At 75.4% G+C, this 21,216-nt stretch carries 17 protein-coding genes; 11 read left to right on the top strand and 6 right to left on the bottom strand.

Annotated elements, in window-relative coordinates; genetic code table 11:
- Positions 1-4 precede the first annotated feature (4 nt).
- The 3 genes from sufU to OG335_RS12530 all read left to right on the top strand — a co-directional run bounded on the left by sufU (position 5) and on the right by OG335_RS12530 (position 1,929).
- Complete coding sequence (gene sufU / locus OG335_RS12540) at positions 5-457, top strand: Fe-S cluster assembly sulfur transfer protein SufU (RefSeq protein ID WP_405011179.1); 453 nt, start codon at positions 5-7, stop codon at positions 455-457.
- A 15-nt stretch (positions 458-472) separates the two neighbouring features.
- Complete coding sequence (locus tag OG335_RS12535) at positions 473-874, top strand: metal-sulfur cluster assembly factor (RefSeq protein WP_405011178.1); 402 nt, start codon at positions 473-475, stop codon at positions 872-874.
- 191 nt (positions 875-1,065) lie between these two features.
- Positions 1,066-1,929: a DUF4389 domain-containing protein gene (locus OG335_RS12530; RefSeq protein WP_405011177.1), complete on the top strand. Its 864-nt coding sequence runs from the start codon at positions 1,066-1,068 to the stop codon at positions 1,927-1,929.
- Here the strand turns inward: OG335_RS12530 and OG335_RS12525 are convergent.
- A complete protein-coding gene (locus OG335_RS12525; protein WP_405011176.1) occupies positions 1,824-3,161 on the bottom strand; it encodes an MFS transporter in 1,338 nt (445 codons plus the stop codon). The two genes, OG335_RS12530 and OG335_RS12525, sit on opposite strands and share 106 nt — an antisense overlap.
- 370 nt (positions 3,162-3,531) lie before the next feature.
- Here OG335_RS12525 and OG335_RS12520 point away from each other — a divergent pair, with 370 nt between their 5' ends.
- On the top strand, positions 3,532-5,175 hold the full coding sequence (locus OG335_RS12520) for a hypothetical protein (RefSeq protein WP_405011175.1): 1,644 nt from the start codon (positions 3,532-3,534) through the stop codon (positions 5,173-5,175).
- A gap of 22 nt (positions 5,176-5,197) precedes the next feature.
- Here the strand turns inward: OG335_RS12520 and OG335_RS12515 are convergent, their stop codons facing one another.
- Positions 5,198-5,641 (bottom strand): VOC family protein, encoded by a 444-nt coding sequence (locus tag OG335_RS12515; RefSeq protein WP_405011174.1) that lies wholly within the window; start codon positions 5,639-5,641, stop codon positions 5,198-5,200.
- 241 nt (positions 5,642-5,882) lie between these two features.
- Between OG335_RS12515 and OG335_RS12510 the strand changes: the two genes are divergently transcribed.
- Both OG335_RS12510 and OG335_RS12505 read left to right on the top strand, forming a co-directional pair.
- Positions 5,883-7,013, top strand: coding sequence for a hypothetical protein (locus OG335_RS12510; RefSeq protein ID WP_405011173.1), 1,131 nt, complete (start codon positions 5,883-5,885; stop codon positions 7,011-7,013).
- Positions 7,014-7,175: 162 nt separating this feature from the next.
- On the top strand, positions 7,176-8,627 hold the full coding sequence (locus OG335_RS12505) for an alkaline phosphatase PhoX (protein ID WP_405011172.1): 1,452 nt from the start codon (positions 7,176-7,178) through the stop codon (positions 8,625-8,627).
- Between the two features lie 36 nt (positions 8,628-8,663).
- Here the strand turns inward: OG335_RS12505 and OG335_RS12500 are convergent, their stop codons facing one another.
- Positions 8,664-10,280 carry a PucR family transcriptional regulator gene (locus OG335_RS12500; protein ID WP_405011171.1) on the bottom strand — a complete coding sequence of 539 codons (1,617 nt, stop codon included), beginning with the start codon at positions 10,278-10,280 and terminating at the stop codon, positions 8,664-8,666.
- A gap of 183 nt (positions 10,281-10,463) precedes the next feature.
- Between OG335_RS12500 and pruA the strand changes: the two genes are divergently transcribed.
- On the top strand, positions 10,464-12,092 hold the full coding sequence (gene pruA, locus OG335_RS12495) for an L-glutamate gamma-semialdehyde dehydrogenase (RefSeq protein WP_405011170.1): 1,629 nt from the start codon (positions 10,464-10,466) through the stop codon (positions 12,090-12,092).
- Positions 12,093-12,185: 93 nt separating this feature from the next.
- The gene (locus tag OG335_RS12490) at positions 12,186-13,115 is read left to right on the top strand and encodes a proline dehydrogenase family protein (RefSeq protein WP_405011169.1); all 930 of its coding nucleotides are present in this window, start codon (positions 12,186-12,188) and stop codon (positions 13,113-13,115) included.
- 108 nt (positions 13,116-13,223) lie between these two features.
- Here the strand turns inward: OG335_RS12490 and OG335_RS12485 are convergent, their stop codons facing one another.
- On the bottom strand, positions 13,224-14,414 hold the full coding sequence (locus OG335_RS12485; RefSeq protein ID WP_405015370.1) for a TerD family protein: 1,191 nt from the start codon (positions 14,412-14,414) through the stop codon (positions 13,224-13,226).
- A gap of 166 nt (positions 14,415-14,580) precedes the next feature.
- Between OG335_RS12485 and pepN the strand changes: the two genes are divergently transcribed.
- Complete coding sequence (pepN, locus tag OG335_RS12480) at positions 14,581-17,076, top strand: aminopeptidase N (RefSeq protein WP_405011168.1); 2,496 nt, start codon at positions 14,581-14,583, stop codon at positions 17,074-17,076.
- Positions 17,077-17,112: 36 nt separating this feature from the next.
- Here the strand turns inward: pepN and OG335_RS12475 are convergent, their stop codons facing one another.
- A complete protein-coding gene (locus OG335_RS12475; RefSeq protein WP_405011167.1) occupies positions 17,113-18,069 on the bottom strand; it encodes a hypothetical protein in 957 nt (318 codons plus the stop codon).
- A gap of 280 nt (positions 18,070-18,349) precedes the next feature.
- Between OG335_RS12475 and OG335_RS12470 the strand changes: the two genes are divergently transcribed.
- Positions 18,350-18,844 carry an SsgA family sporulation/cell division regulator gene (locus tag OG335_RS12470; protein WP_405011166.1) on the top strand — a complete coding sequence of 165 codons (495 nt, stop codon included), beginning with the start codon at positions 18,350-18,352 and terminating at the stop codon, positions 18,842-18,844.
- A gap of 43 nt (positions 18,845-18,887) precedes the next feature.
- Here the strand turns inward: OG335_RS12470 and OG335_RS12465 are convergent, their stop codons facing one another.
- Positions 18,888-20,243, bottom strand: coding sequence for a GAF domain-containing protein (locus tag OG335_RS12465; RefSeq protein ID WP_405011165.1), 1,356 nt, complete (start codon positions 20,241-20,243; stop codon positions 18,888-18,890).
- Between the two features lie 296 nt (positions 20,244-20,539).
- On the opposite strand from OG335_RS12465, the gene OG335_RS12460 reads away from it, so the two are divergent.
- Positions 20,540-21,190 (top strand): phosphatase PAP2 family protein, encoded by a 651-nt coding sequence (locus OG335_RS12460; protein ID WP_405011164.1) that lies wholly within the window; start codon positions 20,540-20,542, stop codon positions 21,188-21,190.
- Positions 21,191-21,216 lie beyond the last annotated feature (26 nt).

Below are 21,216 nucleotides of genomic sequence, written 5' to 3'. Positions count from 1 at the left end.
CGGAATGAAGCTCGACTCGATGTACCAGGAGATCATCCTGGACCACTACCGCAACCCCCACGGCAAGGGGCTGCGGGAGGGCGACGCCGAGGTGCACCACGTCAACCCCACCTGCGGCGACGAGATCACCCTGCGCGTGCGGCTCGACGGGTCCACCGTCGCGGACGTCAGCTACGAGTCGCAGGGCTGCTCGATCAGCCAGGCCAGCGCATCGGTGCTCAACGACCTGGTGGTCGGCAAGAGCGTCGGCGACGCCCAGGCCGTCCAGGAGGCGTTCCTGGCGCTGATGCAGAGCAGGGGCCAGGGCGAGGGCGACGAGGAGGTGCTGGAGGACGCGGTCGCGTTCGCCGGCGTCTCCAAGTACCCCGCCCGGGTGAAGTGCGCGCTGCTGAGCTGGATGGCATGGAAGGACGCCACCGCCCAGGCCCTCGGCGCCCAGCCCGCCATCAACGACTGAAACGGACGGACTCCCATGAGTGACAGCGAGACCCCGGCCGGCCAGGCCGTCACGGACGACGGCGCCCCCGCCGTCGCCGAGGGCCAGGTGGCCTTCACCAGTGCGGGCACCGTGTCCGTCGAGGACCTCCACGAGGCCCTCATGGACGTCGTCGACCCCGAGCTCGGCATCGACGTCGTCAACCTCGGCCTGATCTACGGCATCCACATCGACGAGGGCGACATCGCCACCATCGACATGACGCTCACCTCGGCGGCCTGCCCGCTGACCGACGTCATCGAGGACCAGGCGAAGACGGCCACCGACGGCCTCGTCAAGGACCTCCGGATCAACTGGGTCTGGATGCCGCCGTGGGGCCCGGACAAGATCACCGACGAGGGCCGCGACCAGCTCCGCGCGCTCGGCTTCAACGTCTGACCCGTCCCGCACGGGCCGCCGCTGCCCCCGCCCCACCGGGCGGGGGCAGCGGCGTTTCCGCCCGCGCGCGCCCGCTCCGCCGCCGCCCGTGCCGCGCCCGGTCCTTGCTCCGTCCGGGGAGCGCCGGGTATCGCCCGCCCGCCCGGCTGGGAATGCTCCCTGTCCGCACGGTCGACGAACAGGAGCACATCGTGGCGACAGGTACCTGGCAGGCCCCCGAAGGCGCCACCGGGCCGCTGGAGTTCCTCCCCGAGCTCGACGTCCCGGGCCCGGACCGCCAGCGCCGGTGGACCGTCCTGCTGCGCTGGCTCCTGCTGATCCCGCAGTTCGTCGTCGTCTGGGTGCTCTCGGTGCTCGCCGTGCCCGCGGCGATCGTCGGCTGGTTCGGCGCGCTCGTGCTCGGCCGGCTGCCCGACCCGGTCGAGCGCTACCTCGCCGGTTTCGTCGCGTACGACACCCGGGTGCGCGCCTCCGCGATGCTGCTGGTCGACGACTACCCGCCGTTCGCCTGGGACGGCAACGACCATCTCGTCCGGGTGGAGCTGCGGCCCGGCGAGCTCAACCGGCTCGCGGTGTTCTTCCGCCTGATCCTCATGATCCCCGCGGCGATCGTGCAGAGCCTCGCCGTGAGCGGCTGGTACGCGGTGAGCTTCGTCCTCTGGCTGATCGTGCTCGTGCTCGGCCGGATGCCGCAGCCGCTCTTCGGCGCGACCGCGGCGATCCTGCGCTACGCGATGCGCTTCTCCGCGTACGCGCTGATGCTGACCTCCGCCTACCCGAAGCGGCTGTTCGGCGACGACGGGCTGCTGCCGGTGGCCGCCCCCCGCTCGGCGACCCGGCCGCTGATGCTGACCGGCGGCGCCAAGGCCCTGGTCGTGCTCTTCCTCGTGCTCGGCATCGCGGCCGGCGTCTCCGGCTCGTTCGGTTCGAACAGCGACGACGGCTACGACTACGGTGCGGGCGGCCCGGGCCGCAGCACCACGGCCACCGCCAGCCCCACGCACACCACCGCGGCCACCGAGGCGAACCCGCTCACCGCCGGCAGCAGGCCGTAGCGGCGGGTCAGCGCCCCGACCAGCACGATCGGCAGCGAACTCCCCAGGTAGACGATCACCCAGAGCGCCGACATCTCGCTGCCCCGGCGCTCCGGGTCCATCGCCCCGACCGCCGTCGTGAAGAGCGACCGGAACGCCACCCCCTGGCACGCGCCGCCCAGCACGCTGCCGACGAACAGCAGGGCCGGTGTGCCCGACCAGCCCGCCGCCACCACCAGCGCCAGCCCGGCCGCCAGGCCGGCCAGGCCGAGGGCCACCACCTGCCGGTCCGCCGTCGGCGGCACCAGCAGCTGGGCGGCCGCCGACGAGCCCAGCAGCAGCGCCGCCACCACCGCACCGGTCAGCAGCGACCGGGAGTGCAGCAGGTCCGCGGCGAACGCCGGCGCCAGGCTCAGGTACACCCCGAACACCGCGTACGAGACGAAGCCCGCACCGGCTGCCAGCAGGAACTCCCGGCGTCCCCTGCGCGGCAGCCGCAGCCGGCGCGGGCGCAGGTGCGCCGGCGTCGTCACCCGCGGCGGCGAGGCCGGCGGACGCTCCCGGCCCGGCATCCGCGGGTGCACCAGGGCCAGCGGCACGCACAGCACCAGCAGCGCGATCGCGTGCAGCAGGAACGGCGTCAGCAGCGGGTCGGCGCCGGTCGCCAGGCTCGCGCCGACCACCGGGCCCAGCGCCACCCCGCCCGCCGAACACGCCAGCGTCAGCCTGGCCGCCAGCGACGGCCGGTCGGGCAGCAGGTCGCCCAGCGCGGCGCCCGCCGCACCGGTCGACAGGCCCACCGCCACGCCCTGCACCGCGCGGCCAGCGACCAGCGTCGCGAAGCTGTCCGCCTGCGCGAAGACGACGTCTCCCGCGGCCGCCAGGGCCACCGCGGGCAGGATCAGGGCCCGCCGCCCCAGGTGGTCCGACCAGTGGCCGACCGCCGCCAGCACCGGCACCAGGGCGAAGACGTACACCGTGAACAGCACGGTGGTGTGCAGCGGCGTCAGACCCAGCCGCTGTTGCAGGACGGGATAGATCGGCGTGGCCAGGTTGGCGCCGACCAGCATGAGGAGCAGCGCGGCGGCCACCAGGCCGACCCGGATGCCGCGCACGGCGTTCCAGCGGCTGATCGCCGCCAGCTGCAGCTGGGTGCGCGGGGCGAGCTCAGGGGGGAGCAGGGCCTCCGACAGTCGGCGCCCGGGGTACTGCGCGGAGCGCAGGCCGGGGCCGGCGGGGGAGAGGTCCGCCATGGCAGGGATCTCCTGTGGCCGGGCACCACCGGGGAAGGCCGTGGCCCGGGGTGGTGGCCGCGGTCCGCAGCCCGGATGGGGCGGTGTGCGGGGGTGCCCTCCGGCCGGGGACCGGCTGCGGAGGGGAGCGGGCATCGTTGCCCGGGAGGGTCCGCGCGGGGTGTGCACGGCGCCCGAAGCAGGATACGCGCTCCCGCGCAAGGCCTGTCCCACGGACCGGACGGTCGCGCGCCACCCGCACGGGGCACCCCGGGGAGCGGCACGCGCCCGCCGGGTCGGGCGGCGGACCGCCCCGCCCGATACGCTGAGTGGATGGGCCGACACGCGACGGCCCGGGCCGCACCACAGCCACCACGGGAGATCGCCAACCATGGCCGGACGACGCCGCACCACCCCCGACCACTCGGCCCAGTCCGGGCCGCAGGCGGCACCGGCGGGAAGCCTGCTGCCCGCCGACTACGACCTGGCCGAGCTCTACGGCGCAGGCGGCCGGGACGAGGACGACGAGGACCTCGACGACACCGCGGTGCTCGTCCCCCCGATCGAACTGCCCTCCGAGCAGGAGCTCACCGCGGCCGCGCTCGCCGTGCCGCTCCTCGCGCACGCCCTGAAGCTGGCCCGCTGGTCGGCGCCGCACCGCGTCGTCGACGAGTTCGGCGACCTGGTGGAGGCCGACCGCGAGCCCGCCGCCCGGCTCGTCGGCCTCGCCCCCGAGGAGGGCGACGTGCCCGAGGAGGCCGTCGTCGAGGCCATGCGGGCCTGGTCCCTGGCGTGCGACCTCGACCTCGTCGAGCTCGGCACCACCCGGGCCGGCGAGCACGTGGCCGTGCCCATGGAGGAGGCCGCCGACGCCGAGGGCGGCGACCCCGCCGTCGTCCTCGACCTGTGGCTGACCGCCGCCGGCATCGTCCGGGAGCTCGCCGTCGAGGCCGACTCGCTGGACCTCGACGGCGAGTCCGCCGAGGGCGCCGACGAGGACGGGGAGGACGGCGACGAGCGCGGCCTCGCCGAGGTCGAGGAGGCCGGCGAGGCCGCGGCCGAGATCCTCGACGAGGCCCTGCAGGTGCTCTACGAGCTCACGGCGTTCGCCGAGCCGGGCGACGAGACGGTGCCCCTCGGGGTGCTCGCCGCCCTCCTCGTCGTGCCCGACGGCGAGGAGCCGGACGAGGCGATGCTCGGCGAGATCACCGACCTCATGGTCATGCTCGACCCGATGCTCGCCGACCTCGCCGAGCTCGGCGTCGTCGAGCACCGGCCGATCGACCCGGACCTCTTCGAGGAGGAGGACGCCGAGGACGCCGCCGCGCCCGTGGCCGTCCCGGACCCGGGCTCCGAGGAGGACACCGGCCGCTTCGGCCTCGTCCGCCTCACCCCGCTCGGCCAGTACGGCGTGCGCGAGTGGCTCCTCGCCGACGGCTACGACGCCCCCCTGATCGGCGACCTCGCCCGCGGTGACGCGGCCGCCCTGCTGAGCGGCCTCGCCGAGTCGGCCAACGTGATCCCCGACCGGGAGATCACCGTCTGGCTCGCCCTGCGGGAGCCCGCCGACGCGGCCCGCGACCTCCTCGACGCCGCCCGCGGACGCGACGCGTACGGGCCCGTCCGCCGGATGCACTGCGAGCTCGGGCTCTCCCTGCTGGGTGCCGCCGCCGACCCGGCCCTGACCGAGGTCGTGGACGACCCCGAGCTCGGCGGCCTCGCCCGCGAGACGCTCCGCGGGCACGGAGCCGACGTCGCCGCCCCCGAGCGGCCCGTCGCCCTGTGGCGCACCGTCGACGGCATCGCCGCGGTCCTCCTCGCCACCCGCGGCGACGCCGCGCAGCTGCGGCCGCTCGTCGCCGAGCTGCCCGTCACCGACAACCCGGCGAGCTACTTCGGCGAGCTCTGGCGGGTGCCGCACCCCTTCACCGTGCAGGTGCTGGAGACCGTCGGCGAACTCCACCTCGACCGGCAGGTCGCCAAGGAGGCCCGGAAGGCGGCGTTCAAGGCCAGGTCGCAGCAGGGGCAGGGCTGACCGGCCGGGCCGCCCCGGTGCGTCACGGCAGGTCGAGGCTGCCGTCCGCGGTGAAGGGGAAGAACGGGTTGTGGGCCAGCTCCCACAGGTGGCCGTCCGGGTCCTCGAAGTACCCGGAGTAGCCGCCCCACGAGGTCGTCGCCGGGGGCTTGACCACGGTGGCGCCCGCCTCGACGGCCGCGGCGAGGGCGGCGTCCACCACGTCGGGCGACTCCAGGTTGACCGCCAGGGTGACGCCGCGGAAGGACGGCTCCCCGCCGGACGGCACCCCCGCGTCCGCGGCCAGCTCGTCGACGGGGAACAGGCCGAGCACCGAGTCCGCGGTGCGGAACCAGACGATCTCCGGACTGGAGGCCGACGACCGGCGCCAGCCGAGCGCCTCGTAGAAGGCGACGGACCGGGCGAGGTCCGCCACGCCGAGGGTGACGATGGAGATGCGGGCCGGGAAGGCCGTGGTCGATGTCATGCCGCCAGGGTAGGCAGGCCCGCCGACATCACCCGGGGTACGCCGCCGGGTCGGCGGGTCGCCGGGCCCGGGCCCCCGCCCGGCCGCCGCGCCACGGCGGATCCCCCTGCGATCGGGGCGGGTTGATGGCCCGGCAGGCGTCGGGGCCCGTATCGTGGGGCCATCGCGGCGCGGCGGCCGGGCGGGGCCCGGCGGGCGGCGGCCGGACGGCGGGTGCGAGGACGCGGGGGTACGGCGGAGCATGAACAGGCACGGCAGGAGCAGGCCGCAGGACCCCGAGGCCTGCTACGCCGAGCACGAACAGCGGGCCCGGCGGGCTCTCGCCGACGCGGACTTCCCGCTCTTCGGCGCCGCCCCCGCCGGGGACACCGAGGACCGGTGCACGCTCGCCGCGTGGGCGGCGGCCGACGGCTGCCCCGACTGGGTCGAGCTCGGCTGCGGCGACTGGGCGTCGCCGCACGGTCCGTACGTCTCGGTGCGCACGCACCGCCCGGGCACCGAACTCGCCCTGGCCCTCCCCGACCTGGAGGACGTCGTCGAGGACGAGCGCGACCGGGTCTACGAGCAGGCCGGCATCGACGAGGGCGACGGGCCGGGGAGGGTCCGCGCCCTGCGCGAGTGGATCAGCGTCGACGGCGAGCCGTGCGCGGTCCAGCTCCACGAGGACCGCAGGCCGCCCGGCGACCGGGTCGACGACGGCACCGAGGACGGCTGGGAGTGCCCCGTCTGGTGCGGACGCCTGCGCGTCGACGGCCTCGTGCTCACCGTCACCGGCCGCGGGGTGGCCCCCGGCGCGGTCGAGCTCCACCGCGTCGGCGACCTCGACCCGTACGTCCGCGGCCGCACCGCGCAGCTGCGCCGGGTCGCCGACCGGCTGGCGGCCGGCCGGGTGCCCGTCCGGGAGCGCGAACTGCCGTCGCCCGTCGGCCTGGAGGCGCACCGCGCCGTCGTCGACCACCGCATCGCCGAAGCCCTCGCCCTGGAGGCGCAGTTGCGCGCCCAGCGGCCGGCCCGGCTGCCCCGGCGGCTGCGCGGCGAGGCCGGCGCGGAACTCCGGGAGGCCGCCGTGCGGCAGCAGATGCGGCTCGCCACGGAGAGCCGCGAGGAGGCCGAGGCCGCGGTCTCCGTGATGGCCGACCACCTGGCGCGGCTCGCCCGGACGACGGACTGGCTGGTCGGCACCGCCGAGGGCGAGGCCGCGGTCGCCGAGGTCGTGCGCTGGACGGCCTTCGCCAGCGAGGTCGCGAGCCTGCCCGCGCAGCAGGCCTGGGCGCGGCTGCGGTCGGGCGGCGACGGGGTGGGCGCGTCCGGCGCCGAGGAGGCGTGGCTCTCCGCCTGGGAGCAGTGGCGCAGAGAGCGCTCCCTGCGCTGATCCGGTGCTTGTCGGAGTGTCGGCCCAGGTGGCGGGCAGGTCGAGGGATCGCATGAGGACGGCAAAACACCACCCGTCCGCAGCCCGGGATTCACGCCCGGTTCATCCCCGGCGTCGAGTCTGCTCGCGCCGCACCTCCCCCGACACCACTGGAGAGACCACATGTCGCTGTCCCGCCGGGACTTCGTGAACCGCTCGACCATGCTCGGCGCCGGCGTGCTCGTCGCCGGCAGCGCCGAGGTGCTGGCCACCGCCCCGGGCGCGATCGCCGCCCCGGCCGGGGGCGACGCCCCCGCGGCGAAGGGCGCGCACGGCGCGCTCGGCTACGGCCCGCTGGTCTCCGACCCGGAGGGCGTGCTCGCCCTGCCCAAGGGCTTCGAGTACCGCATCATCGCGCAGACCGGCAGGACCACCCTCGTCACCGGCGAGTCCACGCCCAGCAACCACGACGGCACCGCCGCGTTCGAGGGCCGGCACGGCGCGACGGTCCTCGTCACCAACCACGAGCTCAAGGGCAAGCGGGAGAACTGGCCGCACCCGGTGCCGCTGCTGGAGGGTCACGTCTACGACCCGGCCGCGGCCGGCGGCTGCACCGTCGTCGAGGTGCCCCGGCACGGCCGCAAGGTCACCGAGTGGGTCGGCATCGCCGGCACCTCCACCAACTGCGCGGGCGGCACCACCCCGTGGGGCACCTGGCTGTCCGGAGAGGAGACCGAGGACAGGGCCGGCCAGAACGGCATGACCAAGGACCACGGCTACATCTTCGAGGTCGACCCGCACGACCAGGACGCCAACCGCGACCCGAAGCCGGTCAAGGCGTTCGGCCGCTACCCGCACGAGGCCGTCGTCGTCGACCCCCGCCGCGGCCACGCGTACCTCACCGAGGACGCCTCCGGCCCCAACGGCCTGCTCTACCGCTGGACCCCGCCGGCCGGCTTCCGCCACGGCAAGGGCAAGCTCCGCACCCTCGCCGACGACGCGGGCGTGCTGGAGGCCTTCAAGTGCTTCGACTCGCACGGCAAGCTCGTCGACGACCTCTCCCGCGCCACCGAGATCGGCACCACCTACGGCGTCGACTGGGTCAGGGTGCCGGACCGCGACGCGAAGACCGTCTCCGTCCGCAAGCAGTTCAAGGACGGCGAGATCACCCGCTCCCGCAAGCTGGAGGGCATGTGGTGGGGTGACGGCGGCACGTACTTCGTCGCCAGCTACGCCCGCGAGGAGAGCCCCGTCCAGCACGACGGCCAGGTGTGGTTCTACAACCCGGCCCGCCGCACCGTCACCCTGAAGGTGCTGCTCGGGGTCAACGCCGACGTCTGGGCCGACAACGGCAACTACGACGGCCCCGACAACATCACCGTCTCGCCCCACGGCGGCCTCGTCATCGCCGAGGACGGCGCCGGCCAGCAGCACCTCTTCGGCACCACCGACGACGGCCGCACCTTCCCGATCGCCCGCAACGAGCTCAACCTCGGCACCGAGGAGGAGCCGGAGTACAGCGAGTTCACCGGCGTCACCTTCTCGGAGGACGGCGACACCCTCTTCGCCAACATCCAGGAGCCGGGCGTCATGCTCGCCATCACCGGCCCGTGGCACCGCCTGCGCCGCCACTGACCGGACGGGTGCGCCGCCGCCCGCCGTCGACGCCCCTCAGGCGTCCTCGGCGGGCAGCCGCAACTGCAGCATCGCCAGCAGCCGCTGCTGCGGCTGCGCCAGGTCGAGGCCGGTCAGCTGCTCCGCCCGGCGCACCCGGTACCGCAGCGTGTTGGGATGGATGTGCAGGGCGTCCGCGGCCACCCGCACCTCGCCCAGCGCGTCCAGCCAGGCCAGCACCGACTCGGCGAGCCGGGTGCCGTGCCGCCGGTCGTAGCCGGCCAGCGCGGCGATCCGCGGGTCGCGCAGGCCGGGGTGGTCCTGCAGCAGCGCCAGCACCTCGCTGACCAGCACCTCCGCCTGCACGTCGCTCAGCGCCGCGACCTCCGGCGCAACCCCGCCGCGGCCCATCGCGTCCAGGATCCGGTCGGCCTGCGCCCGCGAGTCGGGCACCCGCGCCAGCCCGTCCACGGTCGGCCCGATCGCCGCCCGCAGCCGCACCCCCAGGTGCTCGCGGGCCGCGTCGACGACCTCCTGCGCCCAGCCGCGCAGCGTCGCCGCCGGCAGCTCGGACGGCACGTCCGGCAGCAGCACGTACACCCGCGACTCCACCGGCGCGAGCAGGGCGCCGCGGTGCCGCGCCGCCGCGTGCACCTGGATCAGGCCGGTCACCTCGGCCCGGGACAGCTCCAGGTCGGAGCCCTCCGACGGCGCGTACGCCGCGTACGCCAGCACCGCCGCCGGGCGGCGCAGCCCCAGCCCGAGGTGGGTGGCCAGCGACTGCGGGCCGGTCGAGCCCTCCAGCAGACCGGTCAGCAGCGTCTGCGACAGGCGGACGTCCGCCGACAGCTCGCGCCGCCGCCGCACCAGCCGGCCGGCGGCCACCCGGGCCGCACCCACCAGCGCCTGCTCCGCCTGCGCGGCGAGCGGCTGCGCGCCCTCCTGCACCCAGATCGTGCCCAGCGGCTGCGCACCCGCCCGGATGCCGATCGCCAGCCGCCGCCGGATGCCGAGCTCCGGGTGCGCGTCGATCTCGATCACCGTGTCGGAGCCGCGCAGGTGCTGGAAGACGCCCCACTCGCGGAGCTTCGACAGGTACGGCTCCGGGCCCTGCCAGCCGAGGATGGACAGCCGCCGCAGGTCGTCCAGCTCGTCGGAGTCGGAGGACCGCGAGTAGGCCAGCACCCGGCTGGAGGTGTCCTCGACGGACACCACGCCGTGCGTGAGCACGGCGACGGTCTGCGCGAGCGAGAAGAGGTCGCCCGCGTCCGGCTCGGCCGCCTCGGGGGTGTCCGGACCGGCGATCAGCATCCGCGCCAGCGTGTCCAGGTGCTCCCAGCGGGTCTCCCGGCGCACCGACAGCAGTGCCACCCCGGCCTCCGTCGCGGCCTCGCGCAGCGCGGCCGCCTGGCCCGGGGCGTCCAGCTTCACGGCGACGGCCGCCGCCCCGGCCCGTCCGGCGGCCCGCAGCGCGGGCAGCGCGGCCCGGCCGCGGGCGCCGATCGCCAGCACCAGCTCGCCGGGGCCCGCGGTCGGCTCGTCCTCCGGGTCGAGGATCGCGACGTCCCGCACGGGGACGTCCAGGCCCGCCGGAGCGGCCTGCAGCTCGACGAGCGGCTCGCCCAGGGACATCAGCAGCTGCCGCAGCGGCAGCCCGGCGGCGGGCACCGTCACCGGACGGCGCCCCGCGGGCCGCGTGCTGTCGGCCGGTCGGCGGTTCTGTTCACACGTACAAGGGTATCGGCCGCACTTTGGCGGCCCGGCCAATCACGGGGGCCCGCCGCCGGGAATAGCGTGGCCCCATGGCCGACCTGCGACCCTCGTCGGCCCCATGACGAGAAGGAGAGCGTGCGCGCCATGGATGCTGTGACCCAGGTCCCCGCGCCGGTGAACGAGCCGGTCCGCAGCTACGCCCCGGGCAGCCCCGAACGGGCCCGACTGGAGGCCAGGCTGAAGGAGCTGGGTGGCCAGGAGCCGCTCCAGCTCACCATGACCATCGACGGGGAGCGCCGCATGGGCGGCGGCTCCGAGTTCCACGTCGTGCAGCCGCACCACCACGCGGCCCGCCTCGGCACGCTGCGCAACGCGACCCAGGACGATGCGCGCGACGCCGTCGACACCGCCCTCGCCGCGGCCCCGGCCTGGCAGGCGCTCTCCTTCGACTCCCGCGCCGCGATCTTCCTGCGCGCCGCCGACCTGCTGGCCGGCCCCTGGCGGGAGACCCTCGCCGCCGCCACCATGCTCGGCCAGTCGAAGACCGTCCAGCAGGCGGAGATCGACACCCCGTGCGAGCTGGTCGACTTCCTGCGGTTCAACGTGCACTTCGCCCGGCAGATCATCGCCGAGCAGCCCGTCTCCTCCGAGGGCGTGTGGAACCGCAGCGACCACCGCCCGCTGGAGGGCTTCGTCTACGCGATCACGCCGTTCAACTTCACCGCGATCGCCGGCAACCTGCCGACCGCGCCCGCGCTGATGGGCAACGTCGTCGTCTGGAAGCCGTCCCCCACCCAGCAGTTCGCCGCGCACTACCTGATGCAGCTGCTGGAGGCCGCCGGCCTGCCCAAGGGCGTCATCAACATGGTCACCGGCGACGGCCTCGCCGTCTCCGAGGTCGCGCTCAAGCACCCCGCGCTCGCCGGCATCCACTTCACCGGCTCCACCGCCACCTTCCAGCACCTGTGGCGCGAGGTCGGCGCGAACATCGCGAACTACCGCACCTACCCGCGGATCGTCGGCGAGACCGGCGGCAAGGACTTCCTCGTCGCCCACCCGACCGCCGACAAGGCCGTCCTCAAGACCGCCATGACCCGCGGCGCCTTCGAGTTCCAGGGCCAGAAGTGCTCCGCGCTCTCCCGCGCGTACGTGCCCGCCTCGATCTGGGCCGAGATCAAGGACGACTTCCGCGACGAGGTCGAGTGGCTCACCATGGGCGACGTCTCCGACCTGTCGAACTTCATGGGCGCCGTCATCGACGACCGCTCCTTCGCCAAGAACAAGGCCGCCATCGACCGCGCCAAGGCCGACCCGCAGGTCGAGGTCCTGGCCGGCGGCGGCTACGACGACTCGGTCGGCTGGTTCGTCCGCCCGACCGTCCTCGTCTGCGAGGACCCGGAGTCCGAGTACTTCCGTGACGAGTACTTCGGCCCCGTCCTCGCCGTGCACGTCTACGCGGACGACGCCTACGACGCCATGCTCGCCCAGATGGAGGCCGTCTCCGCGTACGCCCTGACCGGCTCGATCATCGCCCAGGACCGTGCCGCCGTCGAGCACGCCATGCACGTGCTGCGGCACGCCGCCGGCAACTTCTACATCAACGACAAGCCGACCGGCGCCGTCGTCGGCCAGCAGCCCTTCGGCGGCGGCCGCGCCTCCGGCACCAACGACAAGGCCGGCGCCAAGCAGAACCTGATGCGCTGGACGTCCACCCGCTCCGTCAAGGAGACGCTCGTCCCGCCCACGGACTACCGCTACCCGCACATGGGCTGACCACCCCGTGCCACCCGGGGCGGCGGCCCCACCCCCGGCCGCCGCCCCCACCCCTCTTCACCACCCCTTTGGAAGAAAGCCCAGGAGTCACCGATGCTCCGTTCCGCCCTCCTCGCCGCGTCCCGCTCCCCGCAGGTGCGCACCGTCGTCGAGAAGTTCCCGCCGACCCAGGCCATCGTGCAGCGCTTCGTCGCCGGCGACGTCCTCGACCAGGGCATCGCGGCCACCGCCGAACTCGTCGCCACCGGCCGCAAGGTGACCCTGGACCACCTCGGCGAGGACACCCTCGACGCCGCGCAGGCGGCCGGCACCGCGGAGGCGTACGAGCACCTCCTGGCAGCCCTCGCCGACACCGGCCTCGCCGCCGACGCCGAGGTCTCCGTCAAGCTCTCCGCCGTCGGCCAGTTCCTCCCGGACGACGGCGAGAAGATCGCCCTGGAGAACGCCCGCCGCATCTGCGAGGCCGCCGCCCGCGCCGGCACCACGGTCACCCTCGACATGGAGGACCACACCACCACCGACTCCACCCTGGGGATCGCCCGCGACCTGCGCGCCGACTTCCCGTGGCTCGGCGTCGTCCTCCAGGCCTACCTGCGCCGCACCGAGGCCGACTGCCGCGACCTCGCCCACGCGGGCTCCCGCGTGCGCCTGTGCAAGGGCACCTACAAGGAGCCCGAGTCCGTCGCCTTCCAGGGCAGGAAGGCCGTCGACCTGGCCTACGTGCGCGCCCTCAAGGTGCTCATGGGCGGCGACGGCTACCCGATGGTCGCCTCCCACGATCCGCACATGGTGCGGATCGCCGGCCAGCTCGCCGAGTGGAACAAGCGCGGCAGCGACAGCTTCGAGTACCAGATGCTCTACGGCATCCGCCCCGAGGAGCAGCTGCGCCTCGCCGAGGCCGGGAACACCGTGCGCGTCTACCTCCCGTACGGCCAGGAGTGGTACGGCTACTTCATGCGCCGCCTCGCCGAGCGCCCCGCCAACCTCACGTTCTTCCTGCGCGCCATGGCCACCCGCGGCTGACGCGGGCGGCCTGCCGCAGGACACGGGGGAGCGACGCGGAGGGGACGGGCGTGTGGGTGCCCGTCCCCTCCGGCGCGTTCCGCGCCCCCTCCCCGGGGGCGCCGAGGGTCACAGCATCGACGACGCCGGCTCGACCATGCCCCGGGCGGTCTTGGAGTCGACGTAGTGCTCCAGGGCGGTCATCACCCACTCGCCGGAGTACTGGCGGACGAGCTTGCACATGGCGACGCCGGTGCGCGACTCGGCGTGGGTGAGGTCGAAGCGCACGAGCTCCTCGCCGGTGCCCGCGTCGAGGAGGCGGCAGTACGCGTTCTTGACGTCGGTGAACTTCTGCCCGGAGAACGAGTTGACGACGAAGACGAGACCGCAGACCTCGGCGGGCAGGCCGTCGAGGTGCACGGTGATCGACTCGTCGTCGCCCGCGCCGGCGCCGGTCAGGTTGTCGCCGGAGTGGGCGACGGCGCCGTTGAAGATCGACAGCTTCATGAACCACGCGGTCTCGATGCGCTTGCGCTGCGCGTCGAAGGCGATGCAGGAGGCGTCGAGGTCGACGTTGCGCCCGCGCCCGGCGGGCTCCCAGCCCAGGCCCATCCGGACGGCGGAGAGGAACGGCTTGCCGCCCTTCTCCAGCGAGACGGAGCCGCCCTTGGTCAGACTCACCCGGCCCTTGTCGAGGGTCACCTTGGTGAGGGACGGCGGTGCGGCGGGCGGGGCCGGGGGAGCGGGGGGCATCGGCGGCGCCGCGGGCTTCTGCATCGGCGACGGCGGGGCGGCGGGCATCGGCGGGGCGGCCGGGGCCGCGGGGGCCTGCTCCTCGACGCTCACCCCGAAGTCCGTGGCGATGCCGGCCAGCCCGTTGTCGTAGCCCTGGCCGACGGCGCGGACCTTCCAGCTGCCGGCCCGCCGGTAGACCTCGACGACGACGAGGGCGGTCTCCCGGCCGAGCCGCGGCGGGGTGAAGGTCATCAGCACCGCGCCGGTGGCCGCGTCGCGGAGCGTCGCGGTGGGCTCGGTGCCGGCGAAGGTGGCACCGGCGTCCAGGCTGGCGGTGATGACGATCTTGTCGATGCCGGCCGGCACCGCGCCGGTGTCGACGGTGATGGCGTCGGGGGTGCCGCCGGACGCGGGCCGGTGCGTGACCCCGGGGCCGTGCGGGGCGTTGAAGAACACGAAGTCGTCGTCCGACCGCACCTTGCCGGCCTCGGTGAGCAGCAGGCCGGAGACGTCCAGCGCCTTCGGTGCCGTGACCTCGACGGTCACGGTGGCCGCGTTCAGTGGGGCGTTGCCGCCCTGGGTCAGGACCGTGGTCACGGTGCTCCTCCTCGCTCCTCGGGGGCGCCCCCGGCGCTCCCGGGGCCACCCTAGGGCACCCCGGCCGCCCCTCGCCGGGTGACCCGCTGTCAGCTGCCTCCTGCTCTCGGAGAACACGCTTGCCCGGGCCCGCCGGAGCGGCGAGAGTGCTGGGATGCCAGCTCTGCAACGTACCGAGGCCGCCGTCCGTGCCCGTCTGCTCGACGTGCGGTCGTACTCCGTCGATCTCGACCTCACCCGGGGCGGGACCCTCTACCGCAGCACGACCGTGATCCGGTTCGGCTGCGCGGAGCCCGGCCGGGACTCCTTCGTGGACGTCGACCCGTCCGCGCTGCTGCGCGCCGAGCTGAACGGCCGCCCGCTCGACCCCGCCGCCCTGGACGGCAACCGCCTGGCCCTGCCCGGCCTCGCCGCGGAGAACGAACTCGTCGTCGAGGCCGACATGGCGTACTCGCGCACCAGCGAGGGCCTGCACCGCTTCACCGACCCGGCGGACGGCGCGGCGTACGTCTACGCCAGCTGCGGGCCCGACCTGGCGCCGAAGATGTTCGCCTGCTTCGACCAGCCCGACCTGAAGGCGCCGTTCACCTTCACCGTGACCGCCCCCGCCGACTGGACGGTGATCGGCAACGGCACCTCCGCCCGGCTCGGCGAGGGCCGCTGGGAGATCTCCCCGGTCGGACCGGTCTCCACCTACCTCGTGACCGTGGTCGGCGGCCCGCTGCACGCCGTGCGCGCCGAGCACGACGGCATCCCGCTGGGCCTGTACGCGCGGCGCTCGCTCGCCGCCGAGCTCGACCGCGAGGCCGAGGAGCTCTTCGCCGTCACCCGGGCCTCCCTCGACCGGCTGCACGGCCTCTTCGAGGAGCGCTACCCCTTCGGCTCGTACGACCAGGCGTTCGTGCCCGAGTTCAACTGGGGCGCGATGGAGAACCCCGGCTGCGTGGTCTTCCGCGACGAGCTGCTCTTCCGCTCCGCGCCGACCGAACCGCAGCGCGAGATGCGGGCCATGGTGGTGTGCCACGAGATGGCCCACATGTGGTTCGGCGACCTGGTCACCATGACCTGGTGGGACGACCTGTGGCTGAACGAGTCGTTCGCCGAGATGCTCGGCTACCGCATCGCCGCCGACTCCACGCGCTTCACCGGGGCCTGGACCTCGTTCTCCGTCAAGCGCAAGGGCTGGGGCTACGACGCCGACCAGCGCGGCTCCACGCACCCGGTGGCGGCGACCGCCATGGGCTCCGTCGCGGAGGCGCTCGTCAACTTCGACGGCATCTCCTACGCCAAGGGCGCCTCGGTGCTCCGCCAGCTCGTGCACTGGCTCGGCGACAAGGCCTTCTTCGCCGGCCTCAACGCGTACTTCGCCCGGCACCGCTGGGGCAACGCCGAACTCGCCGACTTCCTCGCCGCGCTCGGCGAGGCCGGCGGCCGGGACGTCTCCGCCTGGGCCGACGCCTGGCTGCGCACCAGCGGCGTCGACACGCTGCGCGTCGAGGTCGAGACCGGGGCCGACGGCACCACCCTCGCCTCGGCGGTGCTGGTCAACGACGGCACCCGCCCGCACCGGGTCCGCGTCGGCGTCTACGACACCGCGGACGGCGGCGCCGTCGTGCTGCGCGAGCGGCTCGACGCGGACGTCGCCGCCGGCGGACGCACCCCCCTGCCCGAACTGGCCGGCGCGGCCCGCCCCGCACTGCTGCTGCCCAACGACGGCGACCTCACCTGGGCGCTGGTCAGGCTGGACGCGCACTCCGCGGCGACCGCCGCCGCCTCGCTCTCCCGCATCGAGGACGAGCTCACCCGCGCCGTGCTCTGGGAGCACGCCCGCGACCTCGTCCGCGCCGGCGAGCTGCCCGCGGCCGGCTACCTCGACCTGGTGGCCGCGCACCTGCCCGCCGAGACCGCGGTGACCATCGTCGAGGCGGTGCTGCGCTTCGCCGCCGACCACGTCGTCGCCCGCTACCTCGACCCGGCCGCCCGCCCGGACGCCCTCCGGCGGCTCGGCGGCACCGCCCGCACCCTGCTCGACCGCCCCGGGGCGGACGAGAGCCTGCGGATCGCCGCGCTGCGCGGCGTCGTCGCCACCGCCTGCGACCCGGAGCGGCTGGCCGTGCTGGACGCCTGGCTGGACGGCCGCGACCTGCCCGGCGGGGTGCCGTTCGACAACGACCTGCGCTGGTCGGCGCTGCTGCAGCTGGCCGCCGGCGGCGCGGCGGGCGAGGACCGGATCGCCGCGGAGCTCGCCGCCGACCCCAGCGACACCGGCGAGCAGGGAGCGGCCCGGGCCCGGGCCGCGCTGCCGTCCCCCGACGCGAAGGAGCGGGCCTGGCGGGAGCTGTTCACCCCCGACCTGCTCTCCAACCACCTGCTCGCGGCGACCGCCGACGGCTTCTGGCGCTCCGGCTCCGAGGAGCTCCGGCAGGGCTACGTGGACCGGTACTTCGCGCAGGTGCCGTCGGCCGGCGAGCGCGGCGGCGCGGTCGCCCGGGCGCTCGGCCAGGTGCTCTTCCCGTCCGGTTCGGCCCGCCCCGGCACGGTGCGCGCGGCCGAGGAGTGCCTCGCACGGACGGACCTCACGCCGACCCTGCGCCGGCTGGTCTCCGACGAGCTGGACGACCTGCGGCGCGCGCTGACGCACCGCGGCTGAACCGGCGCGGCCCCGGGCGCCGCAGGGCGCCCGGGCTCAGTCGAAGGAGCCGCGGACGGCGACCGCGTGCGGCTCTCTGCCCTGCGGCACGAACGCCGCGGCGCTCCACGTCTCGTGCACGGCGGCGGTCGCCTTGCCGCCCCCCGCGGGCGGGGTGGCCGTCGCGGACGGCGCGGGCGGGCGGCTGCCGTACACCTCGAAGGTGTACCGGCCGGGGGCGAGGCCGAGCCCCGCCGACAGCGTGAAGCGGTAGACGAGCGTGCCGTGCTCCTGCGAGACGGTGGTGACCACGCCCGGCAGGGTGCTGGCGGGGGTGGTGCCGGGCAGGACGTCCGGGCGGGCCAGCCGCAGCTCCACCTGGAGCGCGGTCAGCTCCTCGCGCACCGTCAGGTCGACGGTGTGCCGGGTGCCGGTCGGTCCGATCAGCTCCAGCACGGCGCGGCCGGAGAGCGGGTCGGTGGCGGGCTGCTTCGCGACGGGGTCCGCGGTCGGCGGCTTCGGCGCGATCGGCGCCGGCCCGACCGGATCGACCGCCACCGGGGTGGCGGCGGGGGCCCCGCCCGGCGAGGCGGACGGCCCGGGCGTACCAGGGGACGGCGAGCCCGAGGGCGGTCCGGACGCGCCCGACGGGCCGGCCGAGGGCCGGGCGCCCCGGTCGGCGGCGGGCACGGCGGAGGCACGGGGACGGCTCTCGGCGGTGGTGCGCCGGCTGCTCGCGGTCGCCGCGGCGGGGGCGGGGTGCGCGGTGTCCGGGCTGGGCAGCGGCGGGCTCGCCCCGACGTTCGACATGCCGGGGCGGCGGCCGACGCCCTGCTGCTCGCTCAGCAGCCAGGTCGTCGCGATGCTGATCCCGACCACGGTCGACATCGCCATCGCCGCGCCGGAGAAGCGGATGGTGGGCAGCCGGAACCTGCCGCCGACCGGCCGGGGCCGGCTGTGCCGCCCGTACCGCACGGCCGCACGGACCGGACCGATGTCCTCGCGGAGCGTCACCGGCTCCCCTCCTCCCCACACGGTGCCCGGTGCGCCCGGGTCCGCCGTGGGTCTTCGACCGCCGTGACGTGACAGGGGGACGAATGTACCAGCGGCCACCGCACGGGGCGCCAGACCCGCGACGCAACGGAATGTGTTAAGCGTAATGACCTACTGTGGCGGATATCTGACGGACCGTCCAATCGGTACCGGCCCGTGCTGCAACCCCTTGCAACCGTTGCCCTCCGGTCCCGGTGTGCCGCAGGCTTGACCGAACCCCAGCCGCCTCGGAGAGACCGTCATGCCGCGCGACCCGCTGTCCGTACCCTCCGACCCGATCGCCGCCACCCCCACGGGCGACGACCTGGGCCGTTTCCGCACCGCCCGCGCGGTGCTGGACGAGGTGATGACGCTGCGGATCGCGCTCGACGACGACCAGGTGGGAGAGGTGCGTACCCGGTTCAGGTACGACACGGAGCGGCCCTGCGAGGTGCTGCTCACCTTCCACCTGGGACGTCCCGACGAGGCGGACTGGGTGTTCTCGCGTGAACTCCTCCAGACCGGGCTGGACACGCTGAGCGGCCAGGGCGACATCAAGCTCTGGCCCGCGTACTGCCCGTGCCACGGCGCGACGCTGCACGTCGCGCTCGACTCCCCGCACGGCAGCGCCCTGCTGGAGGCCCCCCGTACCGAGGTGCGGGCATGGCTGGACCGCACCTACGCGCTGCTCTCCGCCGAGGAGGAGCTGGGCAGCGGCCCGACCGACGCCGAACTCGCCGCCCTGCTGGCGGGTTAGACCGGCCGGTCCCGGCGCCCCGCGAGGGCGTGTCGGACCCGCCCTACGACCCGGCCGCCGCGCACGGCAGCCGTACGGTCCCGGCCAGCAGCCCGGCCCGCAGCTCGCGCACGGCGGGCGCCGACGAGGTCGGCAGCAGGTCCCCCACGTCGGCCGGCCCGCTCACCGACACCTCCGCGGAGTCCGTCAGCCGGTACGGGCGGTGGTCGAGCAGCGCGCCCAGATGCCTTCGCAGCCGGGAGAGTTCGGCCCGCACGGTGACGGTGCGGGCGGCGTCGCCGAAGAGCGCCTCGGCGAGCTGGGCGGCGCTCAGCCCGCTGCGGCGGACGGCCAGCAGCAGGAGCATCTCGGCGTGGCGCGGGCTCGGCGTGTGCGACCAGGCGCCGGCCGCGCCGGAGACCCGGAGTTCGGGCCGTCCGGGGCGGCTCAGGTCGAGGTGCACCCGGGTGCCCGTGCTCTGCTCCGCGACCGCGTCGGCGGACCCGTCGAGCGGACGCACCAGCCAGCCGCCGCCGAGGGGTTCGACCGCGCACCGGCCGAGCGTCGGCAGCCACTGCGTCCCGCTGTGCCAGCCGTCGGAGGGCGGGCGCAGGCGCCGTACGGGCGGCAGGCCGGTGGCGGCGGCCGTCCAGCCGGCGCCGTCGACGACGAGCGCGGGGTCGGTGATCCGGGCGAGCAGCCCGGTGGCGAGGGTGCGCAGCCGGTGCAGGGATTCCAGCTGGGCGGCCCGGAGTTCGGCCTCGGCGAGGCGGGCGGCGGTCGCGGTGAGCCGCAGCAGGTGGGGCTGTACCTGGTGGGCGGGACCGCTGAGGTCGAGGATGCCGAGGAGGCGGCCGGTGCGCGGGTCGTGCACGGGGGCGGCGACGCACGTCCAGGTGTGGTGGCTGCGCAGGTAGTGCTCGGCGGAGTGCACGGCGGTGGGGCGTTCGACGCGCAGGGCCATGCCGATGCCGTTCGTGCCGACCTCGTCCTCCGTCCAGCGGGCGCCGTTCTCGAAGCCGATGCCGTCCGCGCGGCGGCGCAGGTGCCGGGCACCGTCGAGCCACAGCAGGTGGCCCTCGGGGTCGGCGATGGCGAGCAGCACGGGGGCGTCGTCCGAGGCGAGGAGGGTGGTGCGCAGCACCGGCAGCACGGTGTCGAGCTGCGACTCGTGGCGCCGGTGCTGGATCTCGGCGGTGCCGATCCGCCGGACGCTGCGGCCGGTGTCCGGGTCGAGGCCGAGGCGGCGCAGCCGCTCCCAGGAGTCGTTGATCTCGGGCCGGGGCGGCAGCGCCCCGCCGTCGCCGCCGTCGTCGCCGTCGGACGCGGGGCCGCCGAGGGTGCGTTCGTGGGTGCGGGCGAGGGCGGCGGCGGTAGGTGGCGCGGGGCGGGTCTGGACGGCCCGGCGTGTGCTGCGCATTCCCGTCCCCGCCCCTGGTGTCGTCTCCCCGGTCTCCGGTCCCCGGTCCCCGGGACAGGGTACGGCCGCTCGATCTGGACATGCCCAGAGTGACGGAATTCTCATCCGCGGCGGCGAGGGTCCGCCAGGGCCCCGGCAGGCCCGGCGCCGGTGCGTGGAGGTGCGATCCGGGGCCCGCGCGGGCGGCCGTGCGCCCTGCGGGAGGATCCGTCGTGCACCGACGGTCTGGTATTGGTTGTCCCTGTGACTCCCCTCCTTCGCTCCCCGTTCCCCGTGCCGCTCCCCGGCGGTGGCCGGTGACGGCCGCCCCACCCGGTACCGGCAGCGGCACCGGCGCGCTCGCGTTCGACGGCAGCGGCATCGACGGCGGCCTCTACACCCGGGTCGTCGGCTGGGCCGACGCCGCGCCTCCCTGGCTCGACCGGCTCGCCGCCGACTGGTCCGCGTACGGGCTCGTGCTGTTCGCGGTGCTGACGGTGTGCGGCTGGGCGCGTGCGCGCGGGGCCGGCCCGGTGCTGATGGCGAGGGCACTGGCCGCGCCGTTCGCCGTGGTCGCCGCGTACGCGGTGAACTCCGGGCTCAAGCGGGTGATCGAGGAGGTGCGGCCGTGCCGGCAGCTGCCCGTGCGGGCCACCCTGGAGGGCTGCCCGGTGGCGGGCGACTGGTCGTTCCCCAGCAACCACGCGGTGATCGCCTTCGCGGCGGCGGCGTCGCTGTGGCTGGTGCACCGCCGGCTGGGCGCGGCCGCCCTGGCCGCGGCGGTGGCGATGGCGGCGTCCCGGGTCTGGGTGGGCGTGCACTACCCGCACGACGTCGCGGCGGGGGCGCTCGTCGGGGTGCTCGTCGCCGTGCCGCTCACCCTGCTCGCCGGACGGGCGGAGCCCCTGGTGGGGCGGGCCCGCGGCGGCCCGTTCGGCGGCCTGCTCGGCGCGGGCGCCCGCGCCTGACACCGCCGCCGGGCCGCCACCCGCAG

Source organism: Kitasatospora sp. NBC_01539 (genome assembly GCF_045040525.1).
Taxonomy (GTDB): Bacteria; Actinomycetota; Actinomycetes; order Streptomycetales; family Streptomycetaceae; genus Kitasatospora.
The sequence above is the reverse complement of the archived record's forward strand: the minus strand, read 5'-3'. Positions and strand labels throughout refer to the sequence as shown.